This window comes from Neogemmobacter tilapiae, from assembly GCF_014652215.1.
Taxonomy (GTDB): domain Bacteria; phylum Pseudomonadota; class Alphaproteobacteria; order Rhodobacterales; family Rhodobacteraceae; genus Neogemmobacter; species Neogemmobacter tilapiae.
Genome location: NZ_BMYJ01000001.1, coordinates 447,703 through 465,147, shown reverse-complemented (window position 1 = coordinate 465,147; position 17,445 = coordinate 447,703). Strand labels below are relative to the sequence as shown.

Here is a 17,445-nt window from a genome sequence, read left to right as displayed (position 1 = left end):
GCATAAGTTTGAGGGTATGAGCGTATAAGTTGTGCTGGTGGGGATAACACGCTTTAGTTGTGGATATGGTAAATTACTAGCGTTGAAGGGCAATTCGACCCTGCTAGCGTCAGGACATGGTTCTTGCAAAGGAGTGTTCCTGAATGTTCGCAAAGCAAATCGAGTCCGGTGAAGGTCTTGCTCTGTCGCCGTCGTGCGGTGTCAGCGCGGGGGATGTGATGTCGTCGGGCGAAGGTCTGGCCCTGTCGCCGTCCTGCGCCGTGACGGGCGAAGATGTCGCCCTGTCGCCCTCGGTCGGCATCAAGGCCGGCGACGCGTTGATCACCGGCGAAGGTGTTGCGCTGTCGCCCTCCTGTGCGGTTACGGGTGAAGACGTGGCTTTGTCGCCGTCTTGCGCTGTCACCATGGGCGATGCGCTGATCACCGGTGAAGGTGTGGCTCTGTCGCCGTCTTGCGCCGTGACCTCGATGTTCGATGGCACCGATGTGGCCCTGTCGCCGTCCTGCGGCATTGATCTGGGCGATGACCTGTCGCTCGGCTTGGGCGTTGCCCTGTCGCCCTCCTGCGCCGTGCAGGGTGCCGATCTGGGGGCCGTTACCGAAGCGGCGCGCAAGGTCGCCTGATCCAAGCGGGGGCGCGGGGATGACCCGCGCCCTGCCTGACCTCTTATTCCCGGTTTTCCCCCATGTCGCAGGTTATCGCCTTTCCGGCGGGTCGTCTGGCCCGTCCCCGGCCCGATGAGGCTTTGGTTCTCGCCATCGTCAACAACCGCTGGCCGCAGGATTCGGTCTATTGGCTGAAGGAATGCGCTGAAATCCTGTCCGTGATGGAGGAAACCGGGGCCAAGGCCTCGCCCGCCTTGCAGGCGGCACTGGCCCCCGTGCTGGACGATTTGCCGCGCAGGCTGGCGTTCTTTCCGCAATACTATCGGTTCTTTCTGGCCATTGCCCTCTCGGCGGCGGCCTTGGACCTGATGCCGCGGGCGCGGGCTGTGCGCATGGCGGAATGGGTTCTGGATCAGGGCTGGCCGCAATCGGAGCTGTCCGATGCCAACCGGGCCGAGGCGGGTTGGCTCATGCAGCGTGCGGGGCTGGAATTGCCCGCCGATCCGGCGATGAATGATCGCCTGCGTCGGTTCATGGAACGCGGCGCGACCTTTGCCATTCCGAACCGCAAGGCGGCCTATGAGCTGACCCATCTGGTGTTCTATCTGTCGGACCAGGGGCGGCAGAATCCCCACCTGTCTAAGGCGGCGGTGGCAAGTCTGCGCCATGCCGGAACCTTGGCTTGGTTGGAGCAGAATGCCGACCTGTTGGCGGAAATCTGCCTATGTCTGGCCCATGCAGGGCAGAATCCCCCGGAAATCTGGCTGAACTTTATCGTTGACGCTGCGAAAGGATTCGCTTTTGAGGCGAAACACGGTATGGTTGCATCAGATGATCTACACTGCCTTCTTGTTTGCAATTGGTTCCTTGGGCGGGCCGGGCATCCGGCTTTTCGTGACCGTCTGCCCGATCTGGGGCCGGGCAAGACGCTGACCGTTCGGGGTGAACGACCTGCGGCTTTGCCGTTGCGCGAATTGTCGACCTGCCTTTTGGGCTTGGGCGACACCCGTGCTGCCGACTGGGACAGGATGCGGGATATCGTCACGGGGGCGCTGACCGCGCCTTCGCGCGATATCGTCCTGCAAGCCGAGGCGGCGGATCAGGGGTTTGAGGCATTTTTTGCCGCTTTCGCGCGGGCGGGCAGGGTGATGGCAGGATGAAGTCAGAGCAGCGGAAGGATCGGGCGGTTGTCGCCGGGGTGGCCTTGATGGTTCTGGCCACGCTTTCGGCCTCCGGGGCCGATGCGGCGCTCAAGGCAGTGGCGACTGGCTATGCCGCCCCGCAGATTCTGTTCATCGCGGCGCTGATGTCGATGGGGTTGACGCTGCTGGCCAATGGGCGCGGCGGGTTTGATCGGGTCAGCCGGACAGGCGCGCCTTGGGCGATGGCGCTGCGGGCGCTGGCGACGGTTCTGGCGGCGATCGGTTTCTACAATGCCTTCGTGCGGCTCCCGTTTTCTGAGGTATTCCTGTTCATCGGCATCATGCCCCTGCTGGCTGCGGCGCTGTCCGGGCCGATCTTGGGGGAAAAGGTTGGGCTGCGGGTCTGGGCGATCTTGGGGCTGGGGCTGCTGGGCATGGGATTCCTGTTCGCCCATGGCACGACGCCCGATCTCGCGGGCCATGCCTTTGCCCTGCTGGGGGCTTTTGCGGGCACGCTGTCGGTCGTTCTGTCGCGGCACATCGGGCGGCATCAGACCCATTCCTTGGCGCAGGTCTTTCTGCCCCAGTCGGCGATGGCGGTGGTCATGGGCCTGTGGCTGCCCTTTGAATGGCAGACGATGGGGGGCGCAGATTTCGCTCTGGTCGCGCTTTATGCCCTGCTGGTCTTTGCCGGGCGGTGGATCATGGTCATCGTGGCGCGGCTGATCCCGACCTGGCTGTCGTTGCAGATCCTGAACCTGCAATTCGTCTGGATGGTCATTCTGGGCTATGTCGTCTTTCATGAGGCGACGGGGCTGAATGTCGTTGTCGGGGCTGGGCTGATCTTGCTGGCGGGCGGGATGCTGGCCCGCGACGAATTTCGCAAGACCGCCCGGATAGGCGCGGCTGAGGGCTGGAAGGCTGGCCTGCGCGATGGGTTGGCGCAGGTCCGCAGCGCGACGACGGCGCAGAAGATTTAACGCAGGAAAATCAGGGCCAACCCCGCAACCGCCAGCGCCCCGCCAAGGGCGCTTGTGGCCGTTGGGCGTTGGCCGGTGCGGAGCCAGAGGAGCGGCAGGATGATCACCGGCGAGGTCGCCGAAAGGGTGGCGATGATGCCGGTCTGGCTGCCTTTCAGCGCGTAAAGAAACAGGGTCATGCCCAGCCCCAGCCCGATGAAGGCCGTCAGCAAGGTGAAACCGAGGGCCGCGCGGGTCATGGGCAGGGGTGGTTTCGGGGCGAAGGGGGTGGCGGTGAGGACGGCCATCAGCGCGCCCGAGGCCCCGACCCGGAACAGGGACGCAAGGTAGGGGTCCATCCCGGTCGTCATCACAGGGCGGGCGATCAGGGTGCCTGCCGCTTGGCCGAGGGCGGCGCCGAGGCCGAGGGCGAGGCCGGTCAGAAGGGTGCCGTTCATCGCCTCCAATCGATGGGCGTTGGCGCGGGGGCGGCCGAGGATGGCGACGGCCACGCCGAGGGCGGTCACGGCGATGCCGAGGCTGGCTTGCAGTGGCAATTTCTCGCCCAGAAAGGCCCAGCCAAGGATGGCGGCCATGGGGGCGTTCAGGGCAAAAATTGCCCCCGTCCGGCGCGGGCCGATGCGGGCGACGGCGGCGAAATTCAGGGTGTCGCCGAGGAGGATCCCGAGGATTCCGGAGAGGGAGAGGATGGCGGTTTGAGAGAGGGTCAGGCCCGACCAGCCGTCGGTCAGGGTGACGGCAGCCGCGAGGAGGAGGGCCACGAAAAGCTGGCGGATCAGGTTGAATCGAAAGGCCCCAAGGACGCGGATCCCCTCGGCCGCGATCAGGCCCGTGGTGGCCCAGCAAGTGGCGGTTCCAAGGGCTGCGAGTTCGTGGAGGGGGAGGGTCATTTTTCGGATTTCACGCGTGAAAAGTGGTGTAAGGATTTGATTTTGGTGGTTTATTGCGAAGTGTTGCGCGGTTTTGGTGTGGGGCGTTCGGTGGGATAAACAGTGTGTGCGAGCATCCGGCCGACCGCGTTTGTTCTTGTTGCGTTCAGGGTTTGTGGCGGGAAACGCAGTGGGGCGCAAGGGGTTTGTGGTGCGCTGCGCGTCAAGGTTGTTTTGAGGGGCAGGCATGTTAGGCTGGCCCGGTCATTTGCGGACAAGGAGCCTTGTCATGAAGAAATGGATGGTTGTTCTGATGCTGCTGGCGGGATGTCAGGCGGAGAAAGGGTATCAGGATATGGGTTTGGTGGAATGCGATGAGAGTGGGGTTTGTGTGGAGCATTGACGCATCCTAAGCAACGTCCGACAGTAAGACGCGGAACGGTTAAATGATAAGACTGGTAAAACTATGCGGATGGGTGCTTTTCGGATTTTTGACGGCGGCAAGCGCGATCGCTTTGGAGACCGAGTTGACTGAAAAGAGCAACCCTATGGATCGTCTTGCGGATTTCGTTAAAAGTGGACGCAATAGAACTGAACCTATCCCCGACGATATCAAGGAAGATCTAGGCAAGTGGCTCGACGAGGAAAATAGGAAGCGAAGAGCGTCCTACAGCGACCCGATGTTGCCGCCTTGGCAATATCGGCCCGACATCCCCCGTGCCAGTATGGGATGGCGCATGGGACCCGGCGAGGATTATATAATGGATTTTCTGAACTGGTACCGGGCTTTGTCGGTTGAGCAACAACAAATTTACGCCAAGGGGCATCCAGAACCGAATGACTGGGACGGCTTTTTAAGTTCGATCTTGCCGAAAGCAGAGTGAATCGGCGTAGGGTGTGCATTTATGGCGCACCTTCTAGGCAAAAAGGTGCGCCATGAATGCGCACCCTACAGGTGAAATTTTTGTAGGGTGGGTGGTAACCCACCGTCGCGCATATCATTGCTGTTGTAAAAATGGTGGGTTTTCACCCACCCTACATTGATTATTGGTGCGGGCCGATATGCGTGCCCATACCGGTCAGGCTTTCATCCAGCATGGAGAGTGGCCGAAAGGCATAATATAGGGCCAGTGGGCTTTCGGGAAGGATCACATAGATTTTGCCATCCTGCGCCCAGACCTCGGCCCAAGCCATGCGGATCACAAGGAAGCTGATCAGATAGAGGCTGATCAGCGTCAGGATGATCCGCCCGACCCTCACACCATCATCTCCTTCGTCGCCGTCAGCTTCAGCTCCGGGTAATCCCGTTCCACCCGGTCGATGTCCCATTTCAGGCGCGTCAGGAAAACCATGTCGCCGTCGTTGTCGGTCGCCACATGGCCCTTGTTCACGTTCACAAACCGCTCCACCTCGGCCTTGGGGCCCGACACCCAGCGGGCGGAGGTGAATTGGGAGGGTTCGAAGCGGACGGGTAACGAGTATTCCTGTTCGATGCGGCTGGCCAGAACCTCAAACTGCAACTGGCCGACGACGCCGACGATAAACCCCGAGCCGATCATGGGTTTAAAGACCTTGGCCGCCCCTTCTTCGGCGAATTGCATCAGGGCTTTTTCCAGATGTTTCGCCTTCATCGGGTCCAGCGCGCGGACGCCATTCAACAGTTCCGGCGCAAAGGAGGGGATGCCGGTAAAGCGCAAAGCTTCGCCTTCGGTCAGGGCGTCGCCAATGCGCAACTGGCCGTGGTTCGGGATGCCGATGATGTCGCCGGCCCAAGCCTCTTCGGCCAGTTCGCGGTCGGCGGCGAGGAACATCACCGGGTTGGCGACGGCCATGATCTTTTTCGAACGCACATGCAGCAGTTTCATGCCGCGTTCAAAATGGCCGGACGCAAGGCGCACAAAGGCCACGCGGTCGCGGTGTTTCGGGTCCATATTGGCCTGAACCTTGAAGACAAAGCCGGTTACGGCGGGTTCTTCTGGCGAAATGCCACGATCGGCGGATTTCTGGATCTGCGGTTCGGGGCCGTATTCACCCATGCCGTCCATCAACTCTTTGACGCCAAAGGAATTGATGGCGGAGCCGAACCAGATGGGGGTCATATGCCCCTCTAGCACCGACTGGCGGTTGAAGGCGGGAAGGAGTTCGCGGGCCATTTCAATCTCTTCGCGGAATTTGGCGAGGAGGTCGGCGGGCACATGGTCGGCAAGACGTGGGTCATCCAGACCGTCGATTTTGATCGATTCCGCCACCTTGTTGCGGTCGGCGCGGTCCATGATTTCAAGGCGGTCGTGCAACAGGTCATAAGCGCCGATGAAATCGCGGCCCATGCCGATGGGCCAGCTTGCGGGGGTCACGTCGATGGCAAGGTTCTGCTGGATCTCGTCAATAATATCAAAAGTGTCGCGGGATTCGCGGTCCATCTTGTTGCAGAAGGTCAGGATGGGCAGATCGCGCAGGCGGCAGACCTCGAACAGTTTCTGGGTCTGGGATTCAACGCCCTTGGCGCCGTCGATGACCATGATGGCGGCATCGACGGCGGTGAGGGTGCGGTAGGTATCCTCGGAAAAGTCGCTGTGGCCGGGGGTATCGACAAGGTTAAAGCGGTAATGGCGGAAGTCGAAGGACATGGCCGAGGCGGAGACGGAAATGCCGCGTTCCTGTTCCATCTTCATAAAGTCGGATCGGGTGCGGCGGGCCTCGCCCTTGGCGCGGACCTGACCGGCCATCTGGATCGCGCCGCCGAACAGGAGGAATTTTTCGGTGAGCGTGGTCTTGCCGGCGTCGGGGTGCGAGATGATCGCAAAGGTCCGGCGGCGGGCGATTTCGGGCGGGAGGGTGGGGCGATTGTCCAGCATGGGGGGCGTTTAGCCGATGCGGAACGCGGCGTCTATTGCCGGTTTCGGCGGCGCAGGCGCAGAGCGGCTTCGGCGGTGATTTCAAGGCCGGTGTGGGGGGATTGGCGAAGGGCAGGAAAGCGGTCTTGCAGTTCGGGGGGAAGGCGGGACGGGGTCGCCTCGGTAACCAGAAGGGATTCGACGGGGATGCCTTCGGCATAGATGATTTCATGGGCGTCGAAGACGAGGGCGAAATAATCGACAAAGCCGCCTTCGCGCAGAAAGATGGTGTCGCCGTTCACCAGATGGCGGGCCTGGACCAGAAGTTCAGCCTGATCAAAGCGGCCTTCGCGGTGGTAGACAAACATGCGGTGCTGTTGGCTGACGATCAGGTCGCCGGCATTGCCAAGGGTTTCGGCGGCGATGATGACGGGGGCGAAGGCCCCAATGGCGCGGGTGGTGGTCTGGCCCCTCCAGCGGAGGGGTTGGGGGCCGTGGTCGCGGGTCAGGACAAGGTCGCCGGGTTCGAGGGATTCGATGGGGCGCTGATCGCCAGAGGCCAGCAGAATGCGGGTGCCACGGCCGAACGAGAGGCAGAGGGCATCCGAGAGACGTTTGGTGGCTGGAGCTTCTTCGCTGCGGAGAAGGGTGTAGGGGGTTGCAATGGTCATCGGCGAAAGCGGCAAGGCACAGAGCTTGCCGCCCACCGTGAGGAGGAGGAGTTCAAGTTGATAGGCTTCGTCATCCATAAGTGTGTAACACGCAAGGATTGTAATTGGTTCCCCAAAAACGCCCAACATGGAATCTTTTTCGACCGTGGGTTGGTTTTGGCCTGAGCGAAGGGTGAGAGTGTGGGGTTTGCTGGCGGTGTCGATCTCATACTGATCGCCGAGACAGATCTGATGGGGTAGGCCCAGGCCATCACCAGCATTGACGCCTTGAGTGACGAAAATATCCTCGGCCAGAAAGACTTGGCAGGATTGGAGTGGGGGCAGTGGTTCGGTCATCGGAAAAATCTCAGCATCTGGGATGATTTACGGTGCGGCGAGGGGATTGGTCAACCTCGGCCGTGCCGTTAGGTTGGGGGCAACATAGGAGAGACGGATGGATCTGGGTATTCGTGGCAAAAGGGCGCTGGTTTGTGGGGCGTCAAAGGGGTTGGGGCTGGGCTGTGCAAGGGCCTTGGCGGAGGCGGGGGTGGATCTGGTGCTGAACGCGCGGGGGGCGGGGGCCTTGGGCCTGGCGGCGGAGGCTATTCGGGCGGAGTTCGGGGTGACGGTCGAGGAGGTGGCGGCGGACATCACCAGCGACGAGGGGCGGGCAGCGGTGCTGGCCTTGGGGCCGTTCGATATTTTGGTGACGAATGCGGGGGGGCCCCCGCCGGGGCATTGGAAGGACTGGGGCGAGGCGGACTTCATGGGGGCAATCAAGGCGAATATGCTGACGCCGATTGCGCTGATGACGGCGCTGTTGCCGGGGATGTGTGATCGGGGCTGGGGGCGGGTGATCAACATCACCAGTCAGGCGGTGAAGGCGCCCATCCCGCAACTGGGCCTGTCGAACACGGCGCGGGCGGGGCTGACGGGCTATGTCGCGGGCACGTCGCGGCAGGTGGCGCCGTTTGGGGTGACGATCAACAACCTTCTGCCGGGCATTCATGACACCGACCGCGCCACGGCGCTGGATCAAGGGGTGATCCGGGCGGAAGGAATCACGATGGACGAGGCCCGCGCACGGCGGGCGGCGGGGATTCCGGCGCGCCGCTATGGCACGGCGGCAGAGTTCGGGGCGATGTGCGCCTTTTTGTGTAGCCAGCATGGCGGGTTCATTGTGGGCCAGAACATCCTGCTGGACGGCGGGGCCACGAACGCGACACTTTGAATTGTCAGGAACATTAAACAGGCAAAGGAATGGTAGATCATGTGGCTGGATGGTGTGAATACGGCTGTCACGGTTACGGTGGGCGGTCAGGCTTTGATCTTGGCGCCCACGGGTGTGATTGAAAACAACACCCCGCAATTTTCAGAAGTCGCGCTTTCCTTGGGGAGCTCTTCCACCACGGTCAGCAATGTCTTTGTGCAGATCGAGGGTGCTGTGCGCAGCGTCAGTGCGCGGGCGATTGTGGTCAACGGCCAGTCGAATGAAATCGCCATCGCCAAAGGCGCGGTGGTGATCACAACGTCGAACGATGGGGCCACCAACGGTGGCGCGATTGCGCTGGATCAGGGCGGCAACCGACTGGAGAATGACGGCACGATCTATGCACAGGCCAATGCTGGCGTGACCCATTCGGCCGTTCAAGGGGCCGAGAATACCGTGATCAATCGTGGTCTGATCGTGTCGGCCGAATTTGCCGGGATCTTTGCTGATAGCTTTCCGATGGCGGGGCTGATCTTACAAAACAGCGGCACGATCCGGGGGGCGACGGCGGCACTTCATCTTTCAGAGGGGGCGGATCGGGTGACCAACAGCGGGCTCTTGTCGGGTCAGGTCCGGTTGGCCGGGGGCGATGATTGGTTGGACAGCCGGACCGGGCGCATCACCGGACTGATTGACGGTGGCGCTGGGAATGACACCATCCGGGCAACAGCGTCGGGTGACGAGATTCGCGGCGGGGCGGGCGCAGACCTATTGACGGGCGGTGCTGGGGTGGATGTGTTCCTGTTCGAGGCCGGAAGCACAGGGACGGGCAAGACGGCACGCGACCGGATCACCGATTTTCGGGCGGGTTTGGATCTGATCGATCTGTCGTCGCTGGATGCGCGGGCTGGAGGGGCGGATGACGCTTTTCGCTTTATTGGCGCCAAGGCCTTTACGGCCGCAGGCCAGGTGCGGGTGGTGAACAAGTCCGGGGAACGCTGGGTAGAGTTGAATCTGGATGCGGATCAGACCGCCGAGATGCGGATCGTGCTGAACGGCAAAGGGGCCTTGACGGCAGATGACTTTCTGCTCTGAGCCTTGTGATACCTGGGCGGCGCTGTTAGGGCCATGCGCAGGTGCATTCAACGGAACCGACCTTGCCTGAAACACCCGAACCCCTTTTGCGTGTAAACGGTCTGACGCGTGCCTTCGGCGGCAGGCCGGTGGTGGATGATGTGGCGTTGCAGATTGCAGCGGGCCAGGTGACTTGCCTGCTGGGGCCGTCCGGTTGCGGCAAGTCAACGACCTTGCGGATGATCGCCGGGATCGAGAGCGCCGATGCGGGGCAGATCTGGCTGGATGGGGCGCTGGTGCAGGATGGGCCTGCGGGCCTGGCGCCCGAGCGGCGCAGCATTGGTCTGATGTTTCAGGATTTCGCGCTGTTTCCGCATTTGTCGGTGGCGCAGAACGTGGGCTTTGGGCTGAAAGGCGATAAGGCGGTGGTGGCCTCGCGGGTCGGCAGCCTGCTGGAGCGGGTGAACCTGTCGGGCTATGGCGAAAAGCGGCCGCATCAGTTGAGCGGCGGGGAGCAGCAGCGGGTGGCCTTGGCGCGGGCCTTGGCCCCGAAGCCGCGGGTGATGCTGATGGACGAGCCTTTCTCGGGCTTGGACAACCGGCTGCGGGACGGGATCAGGGACGAGACGATTGCGCTTTTGCGGGCCGAGGGGACGGCGGTTCTGTTGGTGACGCATGAGCCGGAAGAGGCGATGCGCGTGGGCGACGAGATTGCGCTGATGCGGGCGGGTCGGATCGTGCAGCAGGGGGCGCCCTACAACGTCTATAACGCGCCGGTGGACCGCGCGGCGGCGGCGTTTTTCAGCGATATCAATGTGATCAAAGGCGTGTCGCGGGGGGCTTTGACGGAAACGCCCTTTGGCAGCTTTCTGACGCCGGGCCATGCGGATGGGGCGGGGGTAGAGATTGTGATCCGGCCCCAGCATCTGAAGATCGACCTAGACCGGGGGGGGCGGGGCCCTGCGCCGACTCCGCTGGAGGGGACACCCGCGCGGGGCACGGTGGTGCGGTCGCGCTATCTGGGGCGGGAGAGCCTGGTGGAATTCGCGATGGATTTTGAAGGGCAGCATCTGACGGCCAGCGTGCCGGGGGTGTTTCTGCCAAAGCCGGGAACGGTGCTTTGGCTGATGATGCGTCGGGACCGCTGTTTCGTGTTTCCTGGCTGAGTTTCCGGCGGGCTAAAGCCTGACGCCGTGGCGGGCGGCAAGATCGCAGAAGAACTGCCAAGCGACGCGGCCGGAACGAGAGCCACGGGTGGCCTGCCATTCGATGGCCTCAGCGCGAAGTTGGTCTTCGGCGATGCGAAGGCCATGGGCAGCGCAATAGCCGCGGATCATGTCGAGATATTCGTCCTGGGTGCAGGGATGGAAGCCGAGCCATAGGCCGAAACGGTCGGACAGCGACACCTTTTCCTCGGTCGCTTCCGAAGGGCTGATGGCGGTCTGGCGTTCATTCTCGATCATGTCGCGGGGCATGAGATGCCGGCGGTTCGACGTGGCGTAGAGGATGACATTGTCGGGGCGGCCTTCGATGCCGCCGTCCAAGACGGCTTTCAGCGATTTATAATGCTGATCATCATGGGAAAAGGACAGGTCATCGCAGAACAGGATGAAGCGCGCCGGGGCGTCGCGGAGATGGGCGAGCAGGCGGTGGACGGTGGGCAGGTCTTCGCGTGAAAGCTCGACGATTTTCAGCGGCAGGCCTTCGGACAGGATCTGGGCATGGATGGCCTTGACCAGCGAAGATTTCCCCATGCCGCGCGCGCCCCAAAGCAGGGCGTTGTTGGCAGGCAGGCCTTGGGCAAAGTGGCGGGTGTTGTCCAAAAGCGTGTCACGGGCGCGGTTGATGCCGATGAGCAGCGACAGATCGACCCGCGCCACGCCGGGCACGGGTTGCAGATGGTCGGGGTTTGTCTGCCAGACAAAGGCCGAAGCCCCCGAAAAATCGGGGGCGGGCGCGGGGGGCGGGCTGATCCGTTCCAGCGCCGCCGCGATCCGTTCCAAGGGGTCGGTCATGCCTCAAGCTCTTCTTCGTCTTCGACATCGCCGCGTTGGCGTTCAAACCGGGCGATGAGGAGGATCGAGATTTCGAACAGCGGATAGATGGCGGCAAACAGGATCATCTGCGACATGATGTCGGGTGGCGTCACAATGGCCGCAATGGTCAGGATGGCGACCACTGCATATTTGCGCACCGAACGCAGGCCTGCGGCCGAAATGATCCCGGCGCGACCCATGAGGGTCAGGAGGACAGGCATCTGGAAGCACAGGCCGAAGGCCAGCACGAATTGCATGGTGACGGAAAGATATTCCTCCATCGAACCTTGGAAGACGACGCCTGCCGGGGCGGTTTCGCTGCCGTCGGCCACCGACTGGAAGGACAGGAAGAAGTCAAAGGCGAAGGGCAGGATCACGAAATAGGCAAAGGCGGCCCCCGCGATGAACATGATCGGCGAGGCCAAAAGGAAGGGCAGGAAGGCGGCTTTTTCCGAACGGTAAAGACCGGGGGCGACAAAGCGCCAGAGTTGGAAGGCGATGATCGGGAAGGCGAGCATAAAGCCGCCCCACATCGAAATGCGGATGGCGACGAAGAAACCCTCTTGCGGCTTGATCAGCACCAGCTGGCAGGCCTGATCACGTTTCGCCAAAGCCTCGCACATGGGTTTCGACAGGATGTCAAAGATAGGCGTGGCGTAGATATAGCCAATGACGAAACAGGCCATGAAGGCCAGCACGGCATAGATGATGCGGGTGCGCAGTTCGGCCAGATGTTCGATCAGGGGGGCCGAGCTGTCGTCGATGTCTTCGATTTTCATGCCTCACCCTCGGGTGTTTTGGGGGTTCGGGGTTTTCGCGGGGCCTTGGGTTTGACATCGGCGCTGGGTGTGGCAGGCGTTTCCGCCTTGGGCTTGCGCGGTTTCGGCGCAGGCTTGGCCTCAGCGGCGGCTTTTTCGGCGCGCTGCTTTTCGGCGGCGGCAGCGGCGATGCCTTGACGGTGGATCGTGGGGGCGGCTGGCGGAGCTGGCACCTCGGGCACCGGAATGTCGGCGGCGGCCACGGGGGCGGAGGTTGCGGGGGCAGGCGTTTTTGTCGGCCCTGGCCCCGGTTTCAGCGGATCCCAGTTTTCAAACTTGGTCGCTGCATCTTTCAGCTTGTTCAAGCCGGTCGATGCCGGATTGGCAGCGGCTTTCAGGTCTTTGGCCACATCTTTGACGCCCGCCTCATCCGCGGCGGTATCCATCGCACGTTGAAAGTCGCGCGCCATACCACGCATCTTGCCCGTAAAACGGCCAAGGGTGCGGAACAGGTCGGGCAGGTCTTTCGGGCCGATCACGATCAGCGCGACAATCCCGATCAGGACCAGTTCGGTCCAGCCGATATCAAACATGGGCCCAGCCTTCCGGGTTTCAGACTTTGTCTTTGTTCTCGGTCGTGGGCGTCACGTCGCGCGCCGTTTCGATCTTGGCCGCCTCGGCCTCGTCCGTGCTGTCCTTGATGCCCTTTTTGAAGGCGCTGATGCCTTTGCCCATTTCGCCCATCATATTGCTGATCTTGCCGCGTCCGAACAGGACCAGCACAACGACGGCGATCAGCAGAATTTGCCACGGACCCATCTGCATTTTCATTCCCCTTTGCCAGTTTGGGCCGGATTGGCCCCTTGGGGTGGAGTGTAGGGGCAGGGTGGGTTGGGGCCAATGGCCTGCCGGGGGAAAAGCGAGGAGGATTGAAGGCTACTGACAGACTGTTGTCAGTTGTGGGGTGCTATTCGCCGCCGTGTTCATCATGGAAAGGACACGAGATGACGATATTGAAAGCGATTCTGGGGTCGATGCTGTTGATGGCCCCGGCCGATGCCATGGCGGGGAACGGGGGCGGTGCCCCGGGCGGCGTGCTGGAGCTGGTGCGGTTCCGACTGGTGGCGGGCCATGACGAGGGCGTGTTTCTGGCGGCCGCGAAGGGGACCGAGGGGCTGCTTGCCGCGCAAGCGGGCTTTGTGTCGCGGCGTTTGGTCAGCGATGGCAAGGGCGGCTGGCTGGACATGGTGGAATGGTCCTCGCTGGACGCCGCGCAGAGGGGGGCCGAGCAGGTGATGGCGGAAGCCGCCTTTGCGCCCTTTATGGCGATGATTGACCCAGCCAGCGTGCAGATGGAGCATCTGCCCATCCGCTGGCAGATGGGCGATTGACGGCGTTGCGGCGCAGGGGCAGGGTTTGCCCATGCGCCGCACTGACCGCCTTTTTGAACTGATCCAGATCCTGCGGGACGGGCGTCTGCACCGGGCGACCGAACTGGCGGAGCGGCTGGAGGTGTCGGTGCGCACCGTCTGGCGGGATATGGCGACGCTGATGGCCTCGGGCATGCCAGTGGAGGGGGAGCGGGGTGTGGGCTATATCCTGCGCGCGCCGATCACGCTGCCGCCGATGATCCTGACACCGGATGAGATGGAGGCTTTGCGTCTGGGGGTGCGGCTGGTGGCCGAGGGGGCGGACCCTTCGCTGGCACGGGGGGCGCGGGGTTTGGCGGCCAAGATCACGGCGGTGATGCCTGCGCCTGTCACGGGTGATCCGGCGATGGACGAATTGTTCGTCTTTAGCCCCGGCGAAAGCCAGCGGGCCGCGCCACATCTGCCGCTGCTGCGGCGGGCGATAAGGGTGAAAGAACGTCTGTCGATCCGCTATCTGGATATGGAAGGGCGCGAAACCCATCGGGATGTGCGGCCCTTGCAGTTGGAGTTCTGGGGAAAGGTCTGGACCTTGGCGGCGTTCTGCGAGGCGCGAGGGGATTTTCGGGCGTTTCGGGTGGATCGGATTTTGACTCTGGTGGAAACGGGCGAAACCTTTCCGGATGAACCGGGGCGGGGGTTGAGGGACTATTTGGCGCGAGTTTCCTCGGACGCCCCCCATCCGTAAACGCCCCCCACCCCTACCCCCTCCCCACAGGGGGGAGGGGAACGCGCCTCGGGTCACAGGTCTGTGTTTTGACTTCCTGTTCCGAATTTTCAACAAATACTGAAAATTCAAGAATCGGAAAAGACCATGAACCTGCCGCCGCTTTGCGAATCCTTCGTTCTTCATTTCGGTGAAATGGGCAGCCGCTGGGGCATCAACCGAACGGTGGGGCAAATCTATGCCGTTTTGTTCGTGTCAGACCGCCCGCTTTGTGCAGACGATATCGTGGAACGGCTAGGGATTTCGCGGTCGAATGTCTCGATGGGGTTAAAGGAACTGCATTCCTGGAACCTTTTGCGCCCGCATAACATTCAAGGCGACAGGCGCGAGTTCTACGGTACGCCGGATGACATTTATGCGATCGTGCGGACCTTGGTGGATGAGCGGAAAAAGCGGGAAATTGATCCGACGCTGACGATGCTGCGGGAATTGCTGATGCAATCGCCGGAATCGGAACCGGAGCGGCATGCGCAAGACCGGATGCGCGAGATGCATGAGCTGATCGAGCTGATGACGGGTTGGTATGCGGATGTGCAAAAGCTGGAAACCGAACGACTGATCCAGCTGCTTTCGCTGGGGTCCAAGGTGGTGAAGGTCTTGGATTTCAAGGACAAGATCGTGAGCCTTCCGGGCAGTCTGATGAAGGGTAAATAGATGGACGCGCTGACGCTGGCCCGGATTCAGTTCGGGGCCAATATCTCTTTTCACATCCTGTTCCCGACGATCACCATCGCCCTGGGCTGGGTGCTGCTGTTTTTCAAATGGCGGTTTTTGCGGACGGGGGATGCGGCCTGGATGAAGGCCTATTTCTTTTTCGTGAAGGTCTTTGCGCTGTCCTTTGCGCTGGGGGTCGTGTCGGGCATCACGATGAGCTTTCAGTTCGGGACGAACTGGCCGGGGTTCATGGAAACCGTGGGCAATATCGCGGGGCCGCTGCTGGCCTATGAGGTGCTGACGGCGTTTTTCCTGGAGGCGACGTTTCTGGGGATCATGCTGTTCGGCTTTCGCCGTGTGCCGGGATGGGTGCATACGGGGGCAACATTTCTGGTGGCGTTTGGGACGACGATGTCGGCCTTTTGGATCATTGCGTTGAATTCCTGGATGCATACGCCTGTGGGGTTCGAGATGCGGGATGGCGTGGCCCATGCGACCGATTGGGCGGCGATTCTGTTCAACCCGTCGATGCCGTACCGGCTGATACATATGCTGCTCGCCTCGGGCCTGACGGCGGCCTTTCTGGTGGCGGGGCTGTCGGCCTATCGCTGGCTGAAGGGGCAGCGGGGGGATGATGTGCGCCACGCCTTGCGAACCGGGGTGTTTCTGGCGACGGGGCTGATCCCGGTGCAGATTTTCGTGGGGGATATGCACGGGTTGAACACGCTGGAGCATCAGCCCGCGAAAGTGGCCGCGATGGAGGCGAATTGGGAGACGCAGGGGAATGTGCCCTTGGTTTTGTTCGCCGTGCCGAATGAGGCGGAGCGTCGGAATGACTATGAAATCGCGGTGCCGAATGGGGCGAGCCTGATCCTGACGCATCATGCGGATGGGGTGGTGCCGGGGTTGAACGATTTTGTGGCGGCGGATGAGACGGTGCTGCATCCGCCGGTGAAGCCGGTGTTCTATGGGTTCCGCGTGATGGTGGGCATGGGCATGCTGATGCTGGCCGTGTCTTGGGCCACGGCTTTTATGATCTGGCGGCGGGGGATGCCGGGGGTCTGGCTGACGCGGGGGCTGGTGGGGATGACCTTTTCCGGTTGGGTGGCAACGCTGGCGGGTTGGTATGTGACAGAGATTGGACGCCAACCTTGGCTAGTGACGGGCATTCTGACGACAAAACAGGCGGCGTCGGATGTCGCGGCGGGCATGATCGGGACGACCCTTGCGCTGTATCTGGCGACCTATGTGGCGCTGATCGTGGCCTATGTAACGGTGTTGTTCCATCTGGCGGGCAAGGGCGACAAGGCGGCGCAGGTGATTGATGACCCTGTTAGCCAAGCGACGCGGCCGAATGCCGATGTGGCACAGGAGGTGACCCATGTTTGACGCAGCAACCCTGCCCGTGATCTTTGCCGGGCTGATGGGCTTGGCGATCCTGCTGTATGTGATCCTTGACGGTTATGATCTGGGCGTGGGGATGCTGATGGCGCGGGTTGAACGGCCCGACCGCGACCGGATGGTCGCCAGCATCGGGCCGTTCTGGGATGCGAATGAGACCTGGCTAGTGCTGGGGATTGGGCTTTTGCTGGTGGCCTTTCCGATGGCGCATGGCATGGTTCTGACGGCGCTTTATCTGCCCGTCGCGCTGATGTTGCTGGGGCTGACGCTGCGTGGCGTGGCGTTTGAATTCCGGGTCAAGGCGCGGCCGCCGCATCAGAAATGGTGGGACCGGGCGTTCATCTTTGGGTCAACCCTTTCCGCGCTGACCCAAGGTTACATGCTGGGGCGCTATGTCCTGGGTTTCCGCACCGCGTGGGAGGCGCAGGGTTTTGCCCTGCTGTCGGCGCTGGGGCTGGCCGCGGCTTATGTCTTGGTGGGGGCCTGCTGGCTGATTGCCAAGACAGAAGGGGATTTGCAGGCGCGGGCGGTGGCTTGGGCGAAACGGGCGTTGGTGTTTACGGGGCTGGGGATGGTGTTCATTTCAGCTGTGACGCCCATGGTGTCGGACCGCATCTTTGTGCGCTGGTTCAGCTTTCCAAACATCATCGGGTTGCTGCCTATTCCGCTGATGACAGCGGCACTGTTCCTTTCGCTGTGGGTCTTTCTGCGGCGGATGCCGAGGGCGGATCATAGCTTGGATATCGTGCCGTTTCTGGGGGCATCGAGCCTGTTCGTGTTGGGCTTTTTCGGGCTGGCCTATTCGTTCTGGCCCTATGTCGTGCCGGAAAGGCTGACCATCTGGGAGGCGGCATCCGCGCCCGAAAGCCTGTGGATCATCCTGATGGGGGCCGTTTTCGTGCTGCCGATGATTATTGGCTATACGGTGCTGAGTTATTGGGTTTTTCGGGGGAAGGCTTCGGAATTGCACTATGATTGAGCGGGATAGGTCGATCACCCGTCCCGCCCGGCGACCAGCCGGGCCGCGCACGCCGCCCCCCGGGCGTGCGCGTTTGCAACGTTGCACAGAAGCGTGACG

At 62.0% G+C, this 17,445-nt stretch carries 20 protein-coding genes; 12 read left to right on the top strand and 8 right to left on the bottom strand.

Annotation, left to right across the window (positions count from 1 at the left end; genetic code table 11):
* Positions 1-143 precede the first annotated feature (143 nt).
* The 3 genes from IE095_RS02325 to IE095_RS02315 all read left to right on the top strand — a co-directional run bounded on the left by IE095_RS02325 (position 144) and on the right by IE095_RS02315 (position 2,727).
* The gene (locus tag IE095_RS02325) at positions 144-623 is read left to right on the top strand and encodes a hypothetical protein (RefSeq protein WP_189409947.1); all 480 of its coding nucleotides are present in this window, start codon (positions 144-146) and stop codon (positions 621-623) included.
* Positions 624-685: 62 nt separating this feature from the next.
* The gene (locus IE095_RS02320) at positions 686-1,765 is read left to right on the top strand and encodes a DUF6902 family protein (RefSeq protein ID WP_189409946.1); all 1,080 of its coding nucleotides are present in this window, start codon (positions 686-688) and stop codon (positions 1,763-1,765) included.
* Positions 1,762-2,727 carry a DMT family transporter gene (locus IE095_RS02315; RefSeq protein ID WP_189409944.1) on the top strand — a complete coding sequence of 322 codons (966 nt, stop codon included), beginning with the start codon at positions 1,762-1,764 and terminating at the stop codon, positions 2,725-2,727. Before IE095_RS02320 ends, IE095_RS02315 begins: the two co-directional genes overlap by 4 nt.
* Here the strand turns inward: IE095_RS02315 and IE095_RS02310 are convergent.
* Positions 2,724-3,617 (bottom strand): DMT family transporter, encoded by an 894-nt coding sequence (locus IE095_RS02310; RefSeq protein ID WP_189409942.1) that lies wholly within the window; start codon positions 3,615-3,617, stop codon positions 2,724-2,726. The two genes, IE095_RS02315 and IE095_RS02310, sit on opposite strands and share 4 nt — an antisense overlap.
* 425 nt (positions 3,618-4,042) lie before the next feature.
* Here IE095_RS02310 and IE095_RS02305 point away from each other — a divergent pair, with 425 nt between their 5' ends.
* Entirely contained in the window at positions 4,043-4,480 is a 438-nt protein-coding gene (locus IE095_RS02305) for a CZB domain-containing protein (RefSeq protein WP_189409940.1), read from the top strand.
* 160 nt (positions 4,481-4,640) lie between these two features.
* Here the strand turns inward: IE095_RS02305 and IE095_RS02300 are convergent, their stop codons facing one another.
* Genes IE095_RS02300 through IE095_RS02290 form a run of 3 tightly spaced genes read right to left on the bottom strand, consistent with a single transcriptional unit; the run spans position 4,641 to position 7,179 of the window.
* Positions 4,641-4,856 (bottom strand): hypothetical protein, encoded by a 216-nt coding sequence (locus tag IE095_RS02300; protein WP_189409938.1) that lies wholly within the window; start codon positions 4,854-4,856, stop codon positions 4,641-4,643.
* The gene (locus tag IE095_RS02295) at positions 4,853-6,451 is read right to left on the bottom strand and encodes a peptide chain release factor 3 (RefSeq protein ID WP_189409936.1); all 1,599 of its coding nucleotides are present in this window, start codon (positions 6,449-6,451) and stop codon (positions 4,853-4,855) included. The genes IE095_RS02300 and IE095_RS02295 overlap by 4 nt, the downstream gene beginning before the upstream one ends.
* Positions 6,452-6,483: 32 nt before the next feature.
* On the bottom strand, positions 6,484-7,179 hold the full coding sequence (locus IE095_RS02290) for a Hint domain-containing protein (protein WP_189409934.1): 696 nt from the start codon (positions 7,177-7,179) through the stop codon (positions 6,484-6,486).
* 355 nt (positions 7,180-7,534) lie between these two features.
* On the opposite strand from IE095_RS02290, the gene IE095_RS02285 reads away from it, so the two are divergent.
* The 3 genes from IE095_RS02285 to IE095_RS02275 all read left to right on the top strand — a co-directional run bounded on the left by IE095_RS02285 (position 7,535) and on the right by IE095_RS02275 (position 10,530).
* Positions 7,535-8,311: an SDR family oxidoreductase gene (locus IE095_RS02285; protein ID WP_189409932.1), complete on the top strand. Its 777-nt coding sequence runs from the start codon at positions 7,535-7,537 to the stop codon at positions 8,309-8,311.
* Positions 8,312-8,350: 39 nt separating this feature from the next.
* Entirely contained in the window at positions 8,351-9,385 is a 1,035-nt protein-coding gene (locus tag IE095_RS02280) for a calcium-binding protein (RefSeq protein ID WP_189409930.1), read from the top strand.
* A gap of 62 nt (positions 9,386-9,447) precedes the next feature.
* A complete protein-coding gene (locus IE095_RS02275; RefSeq protein ID WP_189409928.1) occupies positions 9,448-10,530 on the top strand; it encodes an ABC transporter ATP-binding protein in 1,083 nt (360 codons plus the stop codon).
* A gap of 12 nt (positions 10,531-10,542) precedes the next feature.
* Here the strand turns inward: IE095_RS02275 and IE095_RS02270 are convergent, their stop codons facing one another.
* Genes IE095_RS02270 through tatA form a run of 4 tightly spaced genes read right to left on the bottom strand, consistent with a single transcriptional unit; the run spans position 10,543 to position 12,989 of the window.
* Complete coding sequence (locus IE095_RS02270) at positions 10,543-11,379, bottom strand: ATP-binding protein (protein ID WP_189409926.1); 837 nt, start codon at positions 11,377-11,379, stop codon at positions 10,543-10,545.
* Positions 11,376-12,179 carry a twin-arginine translocase subunit TatC gene (tatC, locus tag IE095_RS02265; RefSeq protein WP_189409924.1) on the bottom strand — a complete coding sequence of 268 codons (804 nt, stop codon included), beginning with the start codon at positions 12,177-12,179 and terminating at the stop codon, positions 11,376-11,378. Before tatC ends, IE095_RS02270 begins: the two co-directional genes overlap by 4 nt.
* The gene (gene tatB / locus IE095_RS02260; protein WP_189409922.1) at positions 12,176-12,751 is read right to left on the bottom strand and encodes a Sec-independent protein translocase protein TatB; all 576 of its coding nucleotides are present in this window, start codon (positions 12,749-12,751) and stop codon (positions 12,176-12,178) included. Before tatB ends, tatC begins: the two co-directional genes overlap by 4 nt.
* Before the next feature lie 19 nt (positions 12,752-12,770).
* Positions 12,771-12,989: a twin-arginine translocase TatA/TatE family subunit gene (gene tatA / locus IE095_RS02255; protein ID WP_189409920.1), complete on the bottom strand. Its 219-nt coding sequence runs from the start codon at positions 12,987-12,989 to the stop codon at positions 12,771-12,773.
* A 173-nt stretch (positions 12,990-13,162) separates the two neighbouring features.
* Between tatA and IE095_RS02250 the strand changes: the two genes are divergently transcribed.
* The 5 genes from IE095_RS02250 (at position 13,163) to IE095_RS02230 (ending at position 17,346) form a co-directional block, all read left to right on the top strand.
* Entirely contained in the window at positions 13,163-13,549 is a 387-nt protein-coding gene (locus tag IE095_RS02250; RefSeq protein ID WP_189409919.1) for a hypothetical protein, read from the top strand.
* Between the two features lie 31 nt (positions 13,550-13,580).
* The gene (locus IE095_RS02245; RefSeq protein ID WP_189409918.1) at positions 13,581-14,273 is read left to right on the top strand and encodes a helix-turn-helix transcriptional regulator; all 693 of its coding nucleotides are present in this window, start codon (positions 13,581-13,583) and stop codon (positions 14,271-14,273) included.
* A 126-nt stretch (positions 14,274-14,399) separates the two neighbouring features.
* On the top strand, positions 14,400-14,966 hold the full coding sequence (locus IE095_RS02240) for a GbsR/MarR family transcriptional regulator (protein ID WP_189409917.1): 567 nt from the start codon (positions 14,400-14,402) through the stop codon (positions 14,964-14,966).
* The gene (locus IE095_RS02235) at positions 14,967-16,355 is read left to right on the top strand and encodes a cytochrome ubiquinol oxidase subunit I (protein ID WP_189409916.1); all 1,389 of its coding nucleotides are present in this window, start codon (positions 14,967-14,969) and stop codon (positions 16,353-16,355) included. It begins immediately after the preceding gene.
* Positions 16,348-17,346: a cytochrome d ubiquinol oxidase subunit II gene (locus IE095_RS02230; RefSeq protein WP_189409915.1), complete on the top strand. Its 999-nt coding sequence runs from the start codon at positions 16,348-16,350 to the stop codon at positions 17,344-17,346. Before IE095_RS02235 ends, IE095_RS02230 begins: the two co-directional genes overlap by 8 nt.
* Positions 17,347-17,445: the final 99 nt, after the last annotated feature.